Annotated in this window: 16 protein-coding genes; 11 read left to right on the forward strand and 5 right to left on the reverse strand. The window is 73.7% G+C overall.

Annotated elements, in window-relative coordinates:
- Positions 1-65: 65 nt before the first annotated feature.
- Positions 66-908 (reverse strand): LysR family transcriptional regulator, encoded by an 843-nt coding sequence (locus HHX30_RS34535; protein ID WP_169987563.1) that lies wholly within the window; start codon positions 906-908, stop codon positions 66-68.
- Positions 909-984: 76 nt separating this feature from the next.
- On the opposite strand from HHX30_RS34535, the gene HHX30_RS34540 reads away from it, so the two are divergent.
- Entirely contained in the window at positions 985-1,695 is a 711-nt protein-coding gene (locus tag HHX30_RS34540; protein WP_249350751.1) for a glutamine amidotransferase-related protein, read from the forward strand.
- Here HHX30_RS34540 and HHX30_RS34545 read toward each other — a convergent pair.
- Positions 1,664-2,677 carry an LLM class F420-dependent oxidoreductase gene (locus HHX30_RS34545; protein WP_169987567.1) on the reverse strand — a complete coding sequence of 338 codons (1,014 nt, stop codon included), beginning with the start codon at positions 2,675-2,677 and terminating at the stop codon, positions 1,664-1,666. The genes HHX30_RS34540 and HHX30_RS34545 overlap by 32 nt on opposite strands.
- A gap of 20 nt (positions 2,678-2,697) precedes the next feature.
- The gene (locus tag HHX30_RS43545) at positions 2,698-3,480 is read right to left on the reverse strand and encodes a FadR/GntR family transcriptional regulator (protein ID WP_169987569.1); all 783 of its coding nucleotides are present in this window, start codon (positions 3,478-3,480) and stop codon (positions 2,698-2,700) included.
- 91 nt (positions 3,481-3,571) lie between these two features.
- On the opposite strand from HHX30_RS43545, the gene HHX30_RS34555 reads away from it, so the two are divergent.
- From HHX30_RS34555 to HHX30_RS34565, 3 genes are read left to right on the forward strand one after another with little or no spacing between them, the layout of a single operon-like run.
- Positions 3,572-4,309: a (Fe-S)-binding protein gene (locus tag HHX30_RS34555; RefSeq protein WP_169987571.1), complete on the forward strand. Its 738-nt coding sequence runs from the start codon at positions 3,572-3,574 to the stop codon at positions 4,307-4,309.
- Complete coding sequence (locus HHX30_RS34560) at positions 4,306-5,721, forward strand: lactate utilization protein B (RefSeq protein ID WP_169987573.1); 1,416 nt, start codon at positions 4,306-4,308, stop codon at positions 5,719-5,721. Before HHX30_RS34555 ends, HHX30_RS34560 begins: the two co-directional genes overlap by 4 nt.
- Entirely contained in the window at positions 5,718-6,329 is a 612-nt protein-coding gene (locus HHX30_RS34565) for an LUD domain-containing protein (RefSeq protein WP_169987575.1), read from the forward strand. The genes HHX30_RS34560 and HHX30_RS34565 overlap by 4 nt, the downstream gene beginning before the upstream one ends.
- Before the next feature lie 38 nt (positions 6,330-6,367).
- Here HHX30_RS34565 and HHX30_RS34570 read toward each other — a convergent pair whose 3' ends face one another.
- Both HHX30_RS34570 and HHX30_RS34575 read right to left on the reverse strand, forming a co-directional pair.
- On the reverse strand, positions 6,368-7,441 hold the full coding sequence (locus HHX30_RS34570) for a Vms1/Ankzf1 family peptidyl-tRNA hydrolase (RefSeq protein WP_169987577.1): 1,074 nt from the start codon (positions 7,439-7,441) through the stop codon (positions 6,368-6,370).
- A gap of 9 nt (positions 7,442-7,450) precedes the next feature.
- Positions 7,451-7,870, reverse strand: coding sequence for a DUF2795 domain-containing protein (locus HHX30_RS34575; RefSeq protein ID WP_076435018.1), 420 nt, complete (start codon positions 7,868-7,870; stop codon positions 7,451-7,453).
- A 134-nt stretch (positions 7,871-8,004) separates the two neighbouring features.
- On the opposite strand from HHX30_RS34575, the gene HHX30_RS34580 reads away from it, so the two are divergent.
- The 7 genes from HHX30_RS34580 (at position 8,005) to HHX30_RS34610 (ending at position 17,854) form a co-directional block, all read left to right on the forward strand.
- Positions 8,005-9,093 (forward strand): GNAT family N-acetyltransferase, encoded by a 1,089-nt coding sequence (locus tag HHX30_RS34580; protein WP_169987579.1) that lies wholly within the window; start codon positions 8,005-8,007, stop codon positions 9,091-9,093.
- Positions 9,094-9,306: 213 nt separating this feature from the next.
- Positions 9,307-10,473, forward strand: a complete 1,167-nt coding sequence (locus tag HHX30_RS34585; protein WP_249350752.1) for a sirohydrochlorin chelatase — start codon at positions 9,307-9,309, stop codon at positions 10,471-10,473.
- Positions 10,474-10,579: 106 nt separating this feature from the next.
- Positions 10,580-11,665, forward strand: coding sequence for a nicotinate-nucleotide--dimethylbenzimidazole phosphoribosyltransferase (gene cobT / locus HHX30_RS34590; protein ID WP_169987581.1), 1,086 nt, complete (start codon positions 10,580-10,582; stop codon positions 11,663-11,665).
- A gap of 127 nt (positions 11,666-11,792) precedes the next feature.
- The gene (gene cobA / locus HHX30_RS34595) at positions 11,793-13,025 is read left to right on the forward strand and encodes a uroporphyrinogen-III C-methyltransferase (protein ID WP_169987583.1); all 1,233 of its coding nucleotides are present in this window, start codon (positions 11,793-11,795) and stop codon (positions 13,023-13,025) included.
- Positions 13,022-15,211 (forward strand): dynamin family protein, encoded by a 2,190-nt coding sequence (locus HHX30_RS34600; RefSeq protein WP_311922990.1) that lies wholly within the window; start codon positions 13,022-13,024, stop codon positions 15,209-15,211. Before cobA ends, HHX30_RS34600 begins: the two co-directional genes overlap by 4 nt.
- 58 nt (positions 15,212-15,269) lie before the next feature.
- Positions 15,270-16,901, forward strand: a complete 1,632-nt coding sequence (locus HHX30_RS34605; RefSeq protein ID WP_169987585.1) for a GTPase — start codon at positions 15,270-15,272, stop codon at positions 16,899-16,901.
- Between the two features lie 185 nt (positions 16,902-17,086).
- Positions 17,087-17,854, forward strand: a complete 768-nt coding sequence (locus tag HHX30_RS34610) for a single-stranded DNA-binding protein (protein WP_169987587.1) — start codon at positions 17,087-17,089, stop codon at positions 17,852-17,854.
- Positions 17,855-17,903 lie beyond the last annotated feature (49 nt).

A 17,903-nucleotide genomic window follows, 5' to 3' on the forward strand; every position in this document is an offset into this window, starting at 1 on the left:
GAGAAGGGAGGCCTGACCGGCGGGAGCTCGTGCCCGCTTGCGCACTGAGCTCCGATGGGTGGCGCTCAGGATGTGAGCGCGCGGACGACCTCGGCGGCGGGGCCGGGCGGGAGGGCCGCGTGCACCAGCTCGACCCGGTGCACGATCCGCGGCGCGACCAGCGGCACCCGCACCCCGCACGGCGCGGCGGACGCGGGCAGCAGGGTCAGGCCGTGCCCGGCCGCGGCCAGGCGCGCCGCGACGGCCGGGTCGTGGCCCTCGTAGCGGATGCCGGGCCGCAGCCCGTCGAGCCGCGCCACGGCGCGCAGCCGGTCGAGCGGCATCACCTCGGCGGCGTCCACCCACACGGCGTCCGCCAGGTCGTCCAGCCGCAGGCCGGCGCGGCCCGCCAGCGGATGCCCCTCCGGCAGCACGACGACCAGCTCCTCCTCCCGCACGCCCACAGTGGTGAGCGGCCCCGCGTCGGTAAGGCTCAGCGGGTCGGAGGGCGCCGCCGGGCCGTCGACGAGCGCGAGATCGGCCTCGCCCGAGGCCACCAGCGCCACGGCCGCCGCCGCGCCCGCGACGCGCACCGTCGTCACCCCGGCCAGCGCCGCCGCCGTGCCCGCCGTGAGGGCGAGCGGGCCGGCGGCGAGGGTCAGCGTCCGCGGCTCGGCGGACAGCCGCGCCACGTCCGCCCGCGCGGCCCGCAGTCGCAGCAGCAGCGGCCCGGCGTGCTCCAGCAGGCGTTCGCCCGCCCGGGTCGGCCGTACGGGACGGCGGCCGAGCAGCGGCACCCCGAGGTCGGCCTCCAATGCCGCGATCTGCTGGGAGACCGCGGGCTGGGTGTAGCCGAGCCGGTCGGCCGCCGCCGAGAACGACCCCTCGGCGACCACGGTCACGAACGTGCGCAGCAGATGAGGATCCACGGGCATCAGCATCCCTTATGGCAACCCCACAAATCATCATTTGTCATTAAGTTCGCATGTCGTCAGCATGGACGTCATGAGACCCCGCATCGCGCTGGTGGGCGACCGGTCGCCCACCGTCCGCTCCCACACCCGCGTCCCGCTCATCCTCGGCGCGCTGCGCGAGCGCGAAGGGCTGGACCTCGACGCCTACTGGATCAGGACCGACGAGGTCGCCGATCTCGGCGGGTTCGACGGTGTCTGGATCCTGCCCGGCAGCCCGTACCGCAGCGAGCAGGGGGCGATCACGGCCGCCCGGACCGCCCGTGAGCACGCGATCCCGCTGCTGGGCACCTGCGCCGGTTTCCAGCACGCGCTGCTTGAGTACGCCCGCCACGTGTGCGGGCTGACCGTCAGCCACGCCGAGAACGATCCGGACGCCCCGAACCCGCTGATCAGGCAGCTCGCCTGCTCTCTCGCCGGGCACGAGGCGGCGGTGCGGCTCGTCCCCGGCTCGCTGGCCGAGCGGATCGTCGGCGCCGACCGGACCGTGGAGCGCTACTTCTGCTCGTACGGCCCCGATCCCGCCTATCTGGAGACCCTGGAGGCCCACGGCCTGCGCTTCACCGGCCACGACGAGGAGGGGGAGACGCGGGTGGCCGAGCTGCCCGGCCACCCCTTCTATCTGGTCACGCTGTTCCAGCCCGAGCTGGCCGAACGGCAGCCGCATCCGCTGGTGCGGGCCTTCGCCGCCGCGGTGGCCGACCGGGCGGCGCTCACCCGAGGACCAGATCCCGTACGGCTCTGAGCGTGGGCTCGTCTCGGGGACCCATGACGAGCAGCGTCGTGACCGGGCTGCGGCGCCACAGCTCCAGCCGCTCCCGGATACGGCCGAGCGGGCCGAGGAGCGCGATGCCGTCGGCCAGCTCGTCGGGGATGGCGGCGAACGCCTCGTCGCGGCGGCCGGCCAGGTACAGCTCCTGGATGCGGCCGGCCTCCTCGGCGTAGCCCATCCTGCCGATGATGTCGGCGTGGAAGTTGCGGGTCTTGGCCCCCATGCCGCCGATGTAGAGGGTCAGCATCATCTTCACGCCGTCGAGCGCGGCCCGCAGGTCGCCGGTGACGACCACCATGACCATGGCGGCGATGTCGAACCCCGGTTTCGCGCCGGCCAGCGCGTCGCCGTACATCGCCTCGATCTTCTCGGGGAAGGCGAACAGCGGCAGCCAGCCCTGTCCGATCTCGGCGGCGAGCGCGACGTTCTTCGGGCCCTCGGCGCCCAGGTAGACAGGGATGGCGGGCCGCAGCGGATGGGTGATCAGCTTGAGCGGCTTGCCGAGGCCGCCGGGCAGCGGCAGCGGATAGTGCGGGCCGGGGCTGGTCACCGGCTCCTCCCGCCGCCACACCTTCCGCATGATCTCGACGTACTCGCGGGTGCGGGCGAGCGGCGCGGCGAACGGCCGGCCGTACCAGCCCTCCACGACCTGCGGGCCGGACGCGCCGACGCCGAGCAGCAGCCGCCCGCCGGTGAGGTGGTCGAGCGTCATCGCGGTCATCGCCGTGGTCACCGGGGGACGGGCGGACAGCTGGGCCACGCTGGTGCCGAGCTTGATGCGGCTGGTCCTGGCGCCGTACCAGGCCAGGGGGGTGAACGCGTCGCTGCCGTACGCCTCGGCGGTCCACACCGACTCGTAGCCGAGGCGCTCGGCGGCCAGCACCACCTCGGTCGCGTCGTCGGCGTTCCGCTGCCAGTACCCGAGGTTCAGCCCGAGTCTCAGATCATCGGCCACACGCGTGATTAGAACACGTTCTATGAATCCGGGCCAGACTCCGGATAGGCGCGGGCAAGGTGCCCGGCGACCGCGGCCGCCGCGGCGCCGGCGTCGCCGTCCTCGATCGCCCGGTGGATGCGCCGGTGGTCGTCCTGCAGCCCGCCGGTGTCGCCGAGCCGTACGACGGCGTCCACGGCGTAGCGGCGCACGGCGTCGCGCAGCGCCCGCATGACCGCCACGATCAGCCGGTTGCCCGACGCCGCGGCGAGGGCCAGGTGGAACGCGATGTCGTGCTCGACGAACTCGGCGGGGTCGCGGGCCGCGTCCATGGCCGCGATCGCCTCCGCCATCCGCGCCATGGCAGTGGCAGTGGCAGTGGCCGTGGCAGTGGCAGTGGCCGTGGCAGTGGCAGTGGAGACCGTGCCCGTGGAAGCCGCGGGCGGGGGAGTCGCCGCCCGGGCCGCGGCCCACTGCTCGATCATCAGCCGGGTGTCGATCACCTCGCGCATCGAGAGCGTGGCGAGACCGAGATGCAGCCGGAGCAGGTCGGTGAGCGCGCTTCCCGGGCGGGAGGTGAGCACCGCCCCGGCGTCCGGGCCCCGGCCGGCCTGCGGCGTGACCACGCCGAGGGTCTCCAGCACGCGCAGCGCCTCGCGGACCGACGACCGGCCGACGCCGAGCTGCTCGGCGAGCTGGCGTTCGCCCGGCAGCCGGTCGCCGACGGTCAGGCCGTCGGCCGCGATCCGCTCCTCGATGCGGGCGAGCACCTCCTCGAAGGCGCGCGGGCGGGCGTCCGTACGCCGGCGTTCTTCGGTGGTCACCGCGGCTCCTCACGACGCCGGTGTCGCCGGGGGCGAACCAGGATGTATGGTCTGACCATATTTGGTCTGACCATACACGCCGGGAGGGCATGTGCGGGTAGCCCTGTTCGTCACCTGCGTCAACGACACGCTCTTCCCGGACACCGGGCGGGCGGTCGTGCGCCTGCTGCGCCGTCTCGGCGTGGAGGCCGACTTCCCCCGCGCCCAGACCTGCTGCGGGCAGATGCACGCCAACACCGGCTACCGGGACGAGGCCGTACGGCTGGCCCGGCGCGGCGTGGCGGCGCTGCGCGGCTACGACGCGGTCGTCGTCCCCTCGGGCTCGTGCGCGGCCATGATCCGCGAGCAGTATCCGAAGCTGGCCGGGGCGCGGGGTCCCTTCGCCGACGCGGTGGCGCGGGTCGTGCCAAGGACCTACGAGCTGACCGAGTTCCTGGTCGACGTGCTGGGGGTGACCGACGTGGGGGCGTACTTTCCCCACCGGGTCACCTACCACCCGACGTGCCACTCACTGCGCGGCCTCCACTTGGGCGACCGCCCGCTGACGCTGTTACGCCAGGTCAAGGGGCTGGAACTGGTGCCGCTGCCGGGAGCGGAGGAGTGCTGCGGCTTCGGCGGCACCTTCGCGCTGAAGAACGCCGACGTGTCGGCGGCGATGTGCGCCGACAAGGTGCGCGCCGTCCTCGACACCGGCGCCGAGGTGCTGTGCGCGGCCGACAACTCGTGCCTGATGCACATCGGCGGCATGCTCGGCCGGCAGAAGTCCGGCGTACGGGTGATGCACCTGGCCGAGATCCTCTGCTCGACCGAGACGGCGGGAGTGCGATGAGCGTCACCTTCCTCGGCATGCCGGCGGACCGCCCCTTCCCCCGCAACGCCGCGAGAGCCGTACGGGACTCGCAACTGCGGTTCAACCTGCGCAAGGCGACCAGGACCATCAGGGCCAGGCGGGCGAGCGTCGTGGCTGAGGCGCCCGACTGGGCCGGGCTGCGCGAGGCCGGCCGGGCGATCAAGGAGCACACGCTCCGCAACCTCGACAGATATCTGATCCAGCTGGAGGAGGCCGTCACGGCGGCCGGAGGCCACGTCCACTGGGCCGCGGACGCGGCGGAGGCGAACCGGATCGTCGCCGACCTGGTGAAGGCCACGGGCGAGACCGAGGTCGTCAAGGTCAAGTCGATGGCCACCCAGGAGATCGGCCTCAACGAGGCGCTGCTGGAGCACGGCGTCACCGCGTACGAGACCGACCTCGCCGAGCTGATCGTGCAGCTGGGAGACGACCGGCCCTCGCACATCCTCGTCCCGGCGATCCACCGCAACCGCGCGGAGATCCGGGAGATCTTCGCCGAGCACATGTCCGGCTGGGGCCGGCCCGCCCCCGGCGACCTGACCGACGACCCGGAGGCGCTGGCCGAGGCGGCCCGGCTCCACCTGCGCGAGCGCTTCCTGAAGACCAAGGTGGCGATCTCCGGGGCCAACTTCGCGATCGCCGAGACCGGCACCATGGTCGTGCTGGAGTCCGAGGGCAACGGCCGCATGTGCCTCACGCTGCCGCGCACGCTGATCAGCGTGGTCGGCATCGAGAAGATGCTGCCGTCCTGGCGTGACCTGGAGGTCTTCCTCCAGCTCCTGCCGCGCAGCTCCACCGGGGAGCGGATGAACCCCTACACCTCCATGTGGACCGGGGCGGCCGAGGGCCAGGAGTTCCACCTCGTGCTGCTCGACAACGGCCGCACCCGCGTCCTCGCCGACGAGGTGGGACGGCAGGCGCTGCGCTGCATCCGCTGCTCGGCCTGCCTCAACGTCTGCCCGGTGTACGAACGGACCGGCGGCCACGCGTACGGCTCGGTCTATCCCGGGCCGATCGGGGCCATCCTGACGCCGCAGCTGCGCGGCATGGGCTCGGAGCTGGACCGCTCGCTGCCGTACGCCTCCTCGCTGTGCGGCGCCTGCTACGACGTCTGCCCGGTGGCCATCGACATCCCGTCCGTACTGGTGGACCTGCGTTCCCGGGCCCGCCACCCCTGGCCGGAGCGCGCCGGGATGGCGGCGGCCGGATGGGTGTTCGAGCGGCCGGGACGGCTGGCGGGCCTGCAGCGGGCCGGGGGACGGCTGCGCCGGCTCGTACCCCGCAGACTGCCGGGGCCGCTCGCCGGGTGGACCGACACCAGGGACCTCCCGGAGGTGCCCCGCGAGTCGTTCCGCGAATGGTGGGACCGCACGGACGGAGGCCGCCGATGAGCTCCCGCGACCTGATCCTCGCCCGGGTCCGCCGCGCCCTGGCGGGCGTGCCCGACGTCGAGATCACCCGCGCCTACCGCGGGCCCTCCCCGGCCCCGGGCGATATCCGCCTGTTCGAGGAGCGGGTCCGCGACTACCGTGCCGTGGTCCACGTGGTGGACGAGGCGGGCACGGCCGGGCAGGTCGCGCGGTCCCTCGCCGGGCGCGGAGCGCGCAGGGTCGTCGTGCCCGGAGGCTTCCCCCCGCGGTGGTTGGCCGCCGAGGGTGCGGAAGCGGTCGCCGACGACCCGCCGCTGAGCGCCGCCGACCTCGACGCGGTGGACGGTGTGCTCACGACCTGCGCGGTCGCGATCGCCGAGACCGGCACGATCGTCCTCGACGCCGGGCCGGGCCAGGGCCGGCGGGCGCTCACGCTGGTGCCCGACTACCACCTGTGCGTGGTGCGCACCGCGCAGATCGTCGCGGCGGTGCCGGACGCCGTCGCCCGGCTCGACCCCGCGCGGCCCCTGACCTGGATCAGCGGCCCCTCGGCGACCAGCGACATCGAGCTGAACCGGGTCGAGGGCGTCCACGGCCCCCGCACGCTCGAAGTGCTGATCGTGACCTGAGGCCCGCCCGGATCAGAAGCCCGGATCAGAAGCCCGGATCAGAAGCGCAGCAACGCCCCGATGCCGTCCGGCGACTCGATGCGCGGGACGAACCACAGCTCGGCGTCGGTCGCGGCCACCGCCCGCGCGAGGGCGGCGTCCGCGCGCTCCCGCACGGGCCGTTCGACCCCCCAGGCGGTCAGCTCCGTGGGGTCGGTGGACAGCTGCGTCGGCTCGGGCCCGATCCACATCATGGCGGTGGAGGACGGGTCGTCGTGCATCAGCACCGCGCCCACCCGCCGGTCGCGCAGCGCCCGTGCCGTCTCCGTGAGGCCCGTCACGGCGTTGCCCGCCGCGTACGTGTTCAGCAGATCCTCACAACGCCGCTCGGTCCAGGCCCGGCAGGCCCCTTCGACCTCCCGCCGGAAGTGGTCCAGGTCGGCGCCCGGGGCGCGGCTGCCGTGCTCGGCCACCGTCAGCCGCCGTACGACGTCCTTGGCGAGGTAGTCGGTCACGAGCGCGCGGGCCTTGGGATCGCCGGCCAGCACCACCACCTCCGCGCCGATGCCGTGCGCCTCCTTCTCCACCACCTCGGCGAGGGCCACGGCGTTGCGGCGCCAGCCCTCCTCGACCTCCCGGTCGAAGTTGGCCTGCGACCAGCCGCCCTGGCCGGTCTTCTGGAGCGACCGGTCCGGGTCCGCCACCTCCACGGTCAGCTCCCGCCGCCGCCCGTCGGCCACGACGACCACCTCGCCGCCTGCGCGGTCGGCCAGCACCTCGATGTGCGGCACGTGCTCGCCGCGCTGCGCGAGCAACGGCACCACGTGGGGGAGCGGCGACCACCGCGCGGTCTGGCGGCGCGGCCGGTGGGCGAGCGCCTCGGTGAGCACGACCTCGCCCTCCCTGGCGAAGGCCGCGCGCCCCGGCGCGACCCACCCCGGATCGAGCATCAGCTCGCCGATGGGCTCGAGGGTCGAGGCCGGCGCGCCCTCCTCGGCGAGCCGGTCCCTGAGCTGGGCCCAGCGGCGCTGGATCACGTTGGCCGGGCCCTCGGACGACCGGTCGGTGTCCACGTATACCGAGGCGTACGGGCCGCTCCGCTCGTACAGCCCGCGGATGAAGTCCAGTCTCACGGGCCCTCCCTACCAGCGCTGACGTTCCACTCCGAGTCCGAGTGCCTCCGCCACCTCCGCGATGTTGTGGAACGTCATCTCGGGCAGCCGCCGTACGGCGTCGATCACCGCGTCGGGAGCGTTCTTGTGCTCGGCGTGGGCGAGCAGCTTGGCCGGGTCGGCGGGGAAGCCGGCGTCGCTGAGCCAGGTGGCGAGGTGGCTGCGGCGTTCCACGTCGGCGGGGGTGATGCCGAGCGGCGTCCCGGGCTCGCGGCCGGGCGGATGCCGGCGAGGCGGCGACATGTCCTCCTCGGGCTGCTGCGTCGGCTCGGGCTCGCGCCACTCCTCGACCCGGGTGCGTCCGGCGCCCTGCACGAGGCCTTGTGTCTCGTGCTTCTGCTCCTCGTCGAGCCGGCGGCCGTGTTTGTCGCTGCCGCGCTGGATACTCATGACCTCACCTCCCGATTAGGGTCACTGTCGTGCCTCGTACCCGGACCGCCTGCCCCAAACATCGGGAGCGGTGAGGCCGTGTCCCACATAATCTGCGGCGGGCGAAAAATCCGCTCATGTGATGGAGTGACGCATTGTTCGACGAGCGGCTTACGGTCAACACCGAACGGCTGATCCTGCGGCCGTTCGGTCCCGGAGACGCGGGCCAGGTGCGGGCGATCATCCAGGACGGCGCGCACCTCACCGCGCTGCCGCCGGGCGCGCCCGGGCACGCCTCGGGCATCGCGCAGTGGCTGTCGTACGGCGTGCACGAGCTGTGGCGCTCGGGTCAGGGTATCCACCTCGCGATGCACGCGCGGGAGGGCGTGGTCGGGTCGATCAGCGTCTTCAAGACCCAGTGGGGCGCGGGCACCGCGGAGGTGGGATACGGCGTGCATCCCGCCCACCGCCGCCGGGGCTACGCGACCGAGGCGGTCCGCGGGCTCGTCGGCCGCCTGCTCTTGGAGGGCCCGCTGCGCCGGATCGAACTGCGGGCCGACGCCGGCAACCTCGCGTCGATCAGGGTCGCCGAGAAGGCGGGCTTCACCCGTGAGGGACTGCTGCGCGGCGCAGGATTCGAGGACGACGGGCCGCACGACCTCGTGGTCTTCGGCCGGCTGCGCGGCGACGAACGGGCCGTCCCGCGCCGCAGGATCGAGAGCGAGCGGCTGGTCCTGCGGCCGTTCTCCCGGCACGACGCCTTCGACGTCGTCGAGGCGGTCAAGGGCGATCCCGAGATCGCCCGCTGGATGACGTGGGCCGAGGGCTACACGCTGGAGCGCGCGCTGGAGTGGTGCACCCGGCTCGCGCACGCGAACGGCCCCGGCTATGGTGGCAACTTCGCGATACAGCCGAAGGACGGGGAACGGCTCGCCGGAGCCGTCGGCGTGCAGCGCGAGGACCACGAGCGCGGGGACGCCGAGCTGGGATACTGGATCGCTCCGTGGGCCCGCCGCAGGGGGTACGCGGTGGAGGCCACCCAGCTGGCCACGGCCCACCTGTTCGACCTCGGATTCCACCGTGTCCATCTGCTGGTCGCGACGGGAAACCGCGCCAGCCAGGCGGTCGCGAGGAAGGCCGGGTTCATCGAGGAGGGCATCATGCGGCAGGCGCTGCCGGTCCCGGGTGGCTGGGCCGACGCCGTACTGTTCGGCATGCTCAACGGGGAAATTTCATGGCAATAGGTAAAGAATCGCCCTAGTCGCTGGGCCGCTGGGTCAAGCGGCCACCATGATTGAGGGCCGGAAGGCTATCCTCGCCAGCCGAGCCTCCCGCCGGCCGGCGAGCGCGCGTCCCGACGCGGGAGACCCCGGCCCGGCGCGCTCGGGCGAAACCGGCCCGGACGGCGAGCGGGGATTGTGAACGGACGCAGGTCAACTGCAGGGGAGATCGACCAGATGAAACCGCCGCTGCTGCTCATCGGCCACGGCACTCACGATGAGACCGGCGTCGCCGAGTTCGGCAGGTTCGTTCACCGCCTCCGCTGCCGCCTCGACGGGCTCCCCGCCGAAGTGAGCGGCGGCTTCATCACGAACGCCCGCCCCCCGCTCGGCGACTCCATCGCCTCTCTCGTGGCCCGGGGGCACCACCACCTGATCACGGTGCCGCTCAGCCTGACCGCCGACCGGCGCGCGCTCGGGGACATCCCCGGCACCATGGCCCTCGAGCAGGAGCGGCACCCGACGCTCGAATACGACCTCGGCCGCCCGCTCGGGGCCGACCCGCGCGTGCTCAAGCTGCTCGCGGAGCGGCTCGCCGACGCGCGCGCGGAGATGCCGCGATTCGTCACCGACGAGCCGCCCGCCGAGATCGCGCCCGGCGAGACCGCGGTCGTCCTGGTCGGGCACGGCTCCACCGACCCCGCCGTCAACGCCGAGGTCCACCGGGTCTCGCGGCTGTTCTGGGAGACCCACGCCGCCGACCTGCTGACCGTGGAGACGGCCTACGTCTCGCACACCCGACCGGGCGTGCCCGGCGGCCTGGAGCGCTGCCGCAGGCTCGGCGCCAAGCGCGTGATCGTCCTGCCGTACGTCCTGTTCGCCGGCGCGGTCCTCGAACGCATCTTGGCGCAGGCGCTGGCGTACGGCGCCAACCACGAGGGCCTCGACATCCGCTGCGCCGAGGTGATCGGCGACTGCGAGGGCCTCGCCGACGTGGTGATCGAGAGGTACGAGGAGGCGCTCGCCGGGGGCGGGCAGTCCTCGTCGCCGGCCGCGAGCCGCCCGGCCACGATGCCGCCGCTGACCCGGCCGTTCCCCACGAGGCGCGCGGAGCCGGGCGCGAGCCCGGACGCCGAGGCCGACGCCGGCCTCGTGACCGCCATCGCCGCGCGCCTGACCATGGCCCGGGACCCCGATCCCGAGCCGCTGGATCTGGAACAGCTCGACGTGGACGTCCTCGACTTGGAGACGCTCGAGGCCGAGATGCCCGAACCGGAAGCGGAGGGCGAGATCGGGACGGATAGCATGATCGGCATGGCCGGCCGTGGCGAGGCGGGGGAGGAGCCCCGCGACGACGCGCCGGACGAGCCCCTCGCCCAGCCCGGAGTCGCCAGCGCCGTCTGACGCGCCCGCCGGTCCGGGTTCCGGCAGCCGCCCGGCCGGAGCCGGTGAGCAGAGGGCCGGCATCGGGGCGCCGCGGCCGGACCAGGTGGCGACAGAAGGAGAGAGCATGACGTCCCTCGGCGAGACGATCGGCGCCATCCGCCCGGTCGAGCCCGGCCCCATGGCGGAGGCCAGGGCCCACCAGGACAGGCTCACCAAGCCGAGCGGCTCGCTCGGGGTCCTCGAGGACGTCGCGGTGCGGCTCGCGGGCATCGCCGGGACCTGCCCGCCGCCGCTCCCGTCCCCGGCCGCCCTGGCGATCTTCGCCGCCGACCACGGCGTGCACGCGCAGGGGGTGAGCCCCTGGCCGCAGGAGGTCACCGCGCAGATGGTGGCCAACTTCACCGCGGGAGGAGCCGTCGCCAACGCCTTCGCCGCCGAGGTGGGCGCGTCGGTGACGGTGGTGGACGTGGGAGTCGCGGCCGACCTGCCGCCCGCGCCCCGGCTGCTCGCCCGCAAGGTCGCGTACGGCACGGCCGACCTGTCGCAGGGACCCGCGATGACGCCGGAGCAGGCCGGGGCCGCCCTGGTCGTCGGCGTCGAGGTCGCCCGCGACCTGGTGGGCGCGGGCGCGCGCTGCCTGGTCTCGGGTGACATGGGCATCGCGAACACCACCGCGTCGGCCGCACTGATCTGCGCGTTCACCGGCAGGCCGGCCGCCGGGGTCACCGGGCGGGGGACCGGCGTCGACGACGCCACCTTCGAGCACAAGATCGAGATCGTACGGCGGGGCCTGCGGGCCAACGGGATCACCGAGGCGGGAGCCGTACCGGACGGGCCGGACGCGGCGCTGCGCGTGCTCGCGGCGGTCGGCGGCCTGGAGCACGCGGCGATCGCCGGTTTCGTGCTCGGCGCCGCCGCGGCCCGGGTGCCCGTCATCCTGGACGGGGTGATCGCCGGAGCGGCGGCCCTGGTGGCCGGCGCGATCGCGCCCGACGCGATCGGCTACTGCCTGGCCGGGCACCGGTCGGCCGAGCCCGGCCACGCGGCGGCGCTGGCCCACCTGGGCCTCGACCCGCTCGTCGACCTGCGGCTGCGCCTCGGCGAGGGAACCGGCGGGCTGCTCGCCCACCCTCTGGTCAGCGCGGCGGCGCGGGTCATGCACGAGGTCGCCACCTTCGACTCCGCGGGCGTGGCGGACAAGGGCGAGTGAGTCCCGAGGGCCCGCGGGGCGACCGACCTGTGGACTCACAAGTCTCAACCGGTGAATGTCGCCCGAGCCCAGCGGGTAGGTTTGCCTCCTAACAATGCACGCTTGACGCGATAGGGAGACTGGGGTCATGGCGCCCTACCTGCTCGGCCTCCGCCTCGACGGGCGGCGTGTTCTCGTGGTCGGCGGCGGACGCGTCGCACAGCGGCGGATCCCCGCGCTGCTCGACGCCGGAGCCTCCGTCACCCTGATCTCACCCACCGTCACCCCGGCGCTGGACGACCTCATCGCCACCGGGCGGGTGATCTGGGAACGCCGGCCGTACCAGGTCGGCGACTGCGACGGCGCCTGGCTCGTGCACGCCTGCACCGACCACCGCGACGTCAACACCGCGGTCGCGGCCGAGGCCGAGGCCAAGCGCATCTGGTGCGTGCGGGCCGACGACAAGGACGCCTCCGCGGCCTGGACCCCCGCCAGCGGGCGGGTGGACGAGGTCGGCGTGGCGGTCACCGCGGGCGGCGACCCCCGCCGCGCGGCCGGCATCCGCGACGCGATCGTCGGCGCGCTGCGCGACGGCACAGTGGACGCCAGGCGGCACCGCACCAAGCCGGTCGGCGTCGCGCTGGTGGGCGGCGGCCCCGGCGACCCCGGCCTGATCACCGTGCGGGGACGCCAGCTCCTGGCCCAGGCCGACGTGGTCGTGGCCGACCGCCTCGCGCCGCGCGCGCTCCTGGACGAGCTGTCGCCCGACGTCGAGCTGATCGACGCGGCGAAGGTGCCGTACGGCCGGTCGCTGTCCCAGGAGAAGATCAACGAACTGCTCGTCGAGCACGCCCGCGCGGGCAGGTTCGTCGTGCGGCTGAAGGGCGGCGACCCGTTCGTCTTCGGCCGCGGTGGCGAGGAGATGATCGCCTGTGCCCGGGCCGGCATCCCGGTGACCGTGGTGCCCGGGATCACCAGCTCAGTCGCGGTCCCCGGGGCCGCCGGGGTCCCGGTCACCCACCGCGGGGTCAGCCAGGAGTTCCACGTCATCTCCGTGCACGTCCCGCCCGGCGACCCCAGGTCCACGGTCGACTGGCCCGGATTGGCGCGATCGACCGGAACCCTGATACTTCTCATGGCGGTCGAACGGATCAAGGAGATCGCCGAAACGCTGGTTCGAGACGGACGTTCACCGGAAACTCCCGTGATGGTGGTACAGGACGGTACTCTTCCGACCCAGCGAGCCGTTGCCGCCACGTTGTCGACCGTGGCGGAGCGGGTGACCGCGGCCGGAGTGCGGCCTCCGGCGATCGTGATCGTCGGCGAGGTCGTCAAGGTCGGCCAGGAGATCGAGATGGTGCGAGCGGAGCGGGTCCCGTGAGATCGGCAGCCAGGAACACGCCCGACCACGGGACCGGTGCGGGTTCCGGCGACGCCGTGACCGAGGAGCCGGACATCGAGGAGCACCCGGAGTCACCGGGGGAGCGGACCGTCGCGTTCCGCCCGATCCGCGACGACGAGCCCGATCCGGAGCCCGCTTCGCGTCCCTCGGGCTCGCGCGGGCCGCTGCCCGCCCCGTCCGCGCCCGCCCCGTCCGCGCCCGCCGTGGAGACCGCGCAGGAGCCCGACGCGGCCCTGGGTGACGCGGCCCTGGGTGACGCGGCTCCGGACGGCACCGTTGTGAACGACACGGCCGACGACGATTCCGGGGACGGCTCCGTGCGGGACGCACCGGAAGAACCCTCCGCGGGAGCGGCCGCGGACGCCGACGGGGAGGAGGCCGGACGGCCGGAGAGCGGCGACGGCGAACAGGACGCCGAGGACGTCCCAGACGTCCCGGACGCGGAGACCGCGGTGGAGGACGCGTCCGACGACGACCGGGTCCGCTCGTTCCCGATGCCGGAGCCGGTCTCCGCGGCGCTGACCGAGGCGCTCAACAACCTCCGTACCGCGGTGAAGGGCCTGCACTTCGGTCTCGACGTGCCGGGCTCCGAGGAGGCGCGCAAGGCGCAGGCGGCGGTCCTGGCGCAGCTCGACGACTACGTCATCCCGCGCGTCCACATGAGCACCGCACCCGCGCTGATCGTCGTGGCCGGTTCGACGGGGGCGGGCAAGTCCACCATCGTCAACTCGCTCGCCGGGCGCAAGGTCTCGGCCACGGGCGTGCGCCGCCCGACGACGGCGACGCCGGTGCTCGCCTGCCACCCCGACGACCACGAGTGGTACGCGCGGGGCGACCTCCTCGGCGAACTGAACAGGCTCGACGAACCCACGCGGGACGCCCCGCCCGGCAGCGTGGTGCTGAGGTCGAGCCCGTCCCTACCCCGGGGACTCGCGCTGCTCGACACACCCGACATCGACTCGGTCGTGGAGGAGCACCACGAGATCGCGCATCGCATGCTGGACGCCGCCGACCTGTGGGTGTTCGTCACCACGGCGTCCCGGTACGCCGACGCGCCGTCCTGGGGCCTGCTGCGCCGGGCCAAGGAACGCGGGGCGCGCCTGGTCATCGTGCTGTCCCGCGTGCCGCCGAAGTCCCGCGACGTCGTCGTCAAGCACTTCGGCCGCATGCTGAAGGAGTACGGCCTGGGCGAGGTCGAGTGCTTCGTCATCAACGAGACGGCCGTACGGGAGGGGCGGCTGCCCGAGATCGAGATCGCCGACCTGCGCATGTGGCTGTCCGCGCTGTCCGTCGACGACGAGCGGCGGGAGGCGGCGGTCAAGACGACGCTGAACGGCGTGCTGAACAGCTTCCGCACCCGGCTGCCCGCCCTCGCCCGGCACCTGGAGACCCAGGTCGCCCTGCGCGCCGATCTGCGCTCCGACGTCGACGCGGCGTACATGGGGGCCCTGGCGGGGATCGACGAGGCGACCAGGGACGGCTCGCTGCTGCGCGGGGAGGTGCTCGCGCGATGGCAGGACTTCGCCGGCTCCGGCGACCTCATGCGCACGCTGCAGTTGCGGCGCGGAGGCAAGGGCCACCAGCAGGGCCCGGAGCGCGTGCGCGGGCTGAGGACCGCCCTGCGGACCGGCCTCGAAGCGCTGGTCAACTCGGCCGTACAGCAGGCCGCCGAGGAGGTCGTGACGCGCTGGCGGCAGCGGGCGGGCGCGGGCGACCGGCTGGCCGCGACCCCGGGGCTCGGGCGCCCGTCGGAGGAGATCGGACGCAGGACCACCAGGACGATCACCGCCTGGCAGGACCACGTCACCGAACTGATCCGCACCGAGGGCGTGACCAAGCGGTCGGTGGCCAAGCTGATCTCGTTCGACGTGGAGTCGCTCTCGCTGATCTTCATGATCGGCCTGCTCGGCTACGGCGCCACGGACGCCCCCGCGGGCGCGGGCGCCGTCGCGCTGCCCCAGCGCCTGCTGCGCGGCCTGCTCGGCGCGGAGTCGCTGCGCAACATCAGCGCCAAGGCCCGCAGCGACCTGCGCGCCCGCGTCGGCCTGCTCTTCGACGAGGAGACCCTCCGGTACGTCGACGCGCTCGACAGCGCCGGCATCCCGGACGAGGCCGCGGCGACGCGGCTGTACCAGGCAACGTACAACCTCGAGGTCGCACGATGACGGAGCCGATCCGGCAGCTCACACCCGAGTACGCCTCCGGCACCACGGTGAGGAATCCATGACGGCTGTCAGCACCGCCGAAACGCAGCACGGGCTCGGCTCCAGGCTCGCCGCCCTGGCCAAGATCGTCGAGCTGGGACAGGGGCGGCTCGATCCGGCGCTGGTCACGGAGGCGGCCCAGCTCCTGCTGCGCGCGGGCGACCGGCTCAAGCTGTCGTCCGACCACACAGTCGTCGCGCTCGCGGGCGGCACGGGCAGCGGGAAGTCGTCCCTGTTCAACGCCGTCTCCGGGCTGGAGCTCTCGCCCATCGGCGTACGCCGGCCGACCACCGCGCGCACCCACGCCTGCGTGTGGGGCATCGACGGCGCGGGCCCGCTGCTCGACTGGCTGCAGATCCAGTGGCGGCACCGGTTCGCCCGCGCCAGCGCCCTCGACAAGGGCGAGAGCCAGCTGCACGGGCTGATCCTGCTCGACCTGCCCGACCACGACTCGATCCGCGCGCTCACCGACCACGAGGCCCACCGGCTGATCCAGGTGGCCGACCTCATCGTCTGGGTGCTCGACCCGCAGAAGTACGCCGACGCCTCGGTGCACCGGCGCTACGTGACCGAGCTGACCGGGTACGACGCGGTGACGGTCTTCGTGCTGAACCAGTCCGACCGGCTCACCCCGGAGGAGCAGGCGGAGTGCGTGGCCGACCTGGAGGACCTTCTCCGGCGTGAGGGCGTGGCCCATCCCCGGGTGGTCGCGACGTCCGCCACCACCGGCAAGGGCGTGGACAGTCTGAAGGCCGTCCTGGCCGAGTCCGTGGCCGCCCGGCGCGCGGCCTACCAGCGCCTCGAAGCCGATCTCGACCGGCTGGTGCAGCGGCTGGTGAAGGACATGCCGGAGCTGCTGCGGGTGGAGCCCACGGTGGACGGAGCGCGGCGTGCCGGGCTGGTCGACGCGTTGTGCGACGCGATCGGCGTCTCCGCCCTGGGCGAGGCCCTCGAGAACGTGCACGCCGTCCGCTCGGCCGACTGGGTCGGCTGGCCGTACGCACGCTGGACGGCCGGGATGCGGCCCGACCCGCTCAAGAGCCTGCGTCTCGGGGCGGTGAAGGACGACATCCGCGGCCTGGTCGCGAGTTCGGTGACCGCCCAGCCCGCCGAGGTGGACAACGCGGTGCAGGCGCTCGCCGACGGGCTGACGGCCGGCATGCCCGAGGTGTGGCGCGACGGCGTGCGCGAGGCCGCCCGCTCACGGGTGGACGAGCTTCCCGAGGCGTTGTCGAACGATCTGGCGGAGGTGGCTCCGCCGCTCGACCGGGTGCCCGCCTGGTGGTGGCTGCTGAAGATCTGGCAGTACCTCCTGGTGGTCATGTTCGCCGCGAGCCTCGCCTGGGCGGGCGCGATCCTCGCGTACGGCGTGTTCAAGGCGGGCCGCCCGCCTGCCGAGGTCCTCGGGGACGTGGGCGTGCTGCCCTGGGTGGGGCTGATGATGATCAGCGTTCTCGGGCTCGGGCTGTTCTCGGCCATGGCGAGCAGGAACTTCGTGGTCCTCGCGGCGGGCAAGGAACGCGACCGGCTGGAGCGCGACATGAGACGCCGGGTGGGCGTCCTGACACAGGACATGGTCGTCGAGCCGGTCGAGCGCGAGCTGGACCGGTACAACGAGTTCTTCGGCGCGATGGCGGCCACCCGGCGCTGACGCGCGGCGGGGCCGCGAAGGCGGCCGTCAGCCGGGGGATGTCGCTCACAGGTTGGCGCCCACAGGCTGTCGTCCACAGGCACCGTGTCATCCACAGAACGCGGTTCTGGCCGGTGGGGCGGTGATGTTCCCGGCCAGTGTGGTCACCCGAGCCCGGCGAGTGACCGGGCCGGGGAGGCACATCGATGAACGACATCTACGTCACGCTGAGCGGGAACGTCACCGACGACCCCCGGCAGTACCAGTTCCGCGACGGCTCTCGCGTGACCTCGATGCGGATGGCCGTCAACAGGCGCGTCCTCGACCAGCAGACCAACACCTGGCAGACCAGGGACACCACCTACTACACCGTGCGCTGTTACCGGGGACTGGCGGACAACGTCCAGCAGTCGATCCGCAAGGGCCACCCGGTCGTGGTGTACGGCAAGCTGCGCATCAAGCAGTTCGAGCGCGACGGCGAGCAGCGGTTCTGGGCGGAGATCGAGGCCAGCTCCGTGGGCCATGACCTGAAGTGGGGCATCGCCACGTTCGAGAAGCCGATCCGGGCCTACTCGGCGGGCGCGCCGAGTGACGGCGAGCGCCAGGCGATGGAGGACGCGACGCGGGAGTGGGAGCTCACCGGCACCGCCGCCCCCGGCGGGGGAGTCGCCGCCGACGGAGGCGGTGACGAGGCCTTCGACGCCCTCGTCGGCGGACGAGGCACGGCCGACGAGGCCCTGCGGACCGCCGGAGCGGGGGAGACCGCCGGCGCCCGCGACGCCTGGTGGGCCGGCGACCCGGGACGGACCGCCAGGCCGGAGGAGACCGACGCGGGAGACGCACCGGAGGCGGCGGCCGCCGCGACCGGCCCGGGCGAGGCGTCTGATCCGGGCGACGCGTCTGATCCGGAGACCGCGGAGAGCGACCCTCAGGGCGGCGAGGACGCCTGGCTCCCACGCGCTCTCGCCGCCTGATCACGCCGTCGCCCCGCCTCGGAGAGGCCCGCCCGTCGAGGGTGGCGCC

The organism is Microbispora sp. H10836, from assembly GCF_012999525.1.
Classification (GTDB): Bacteria; Actinomycetota; Actinomycetes; order Streptosporangiales; family Streptosporangiaceae; genus Microbispora.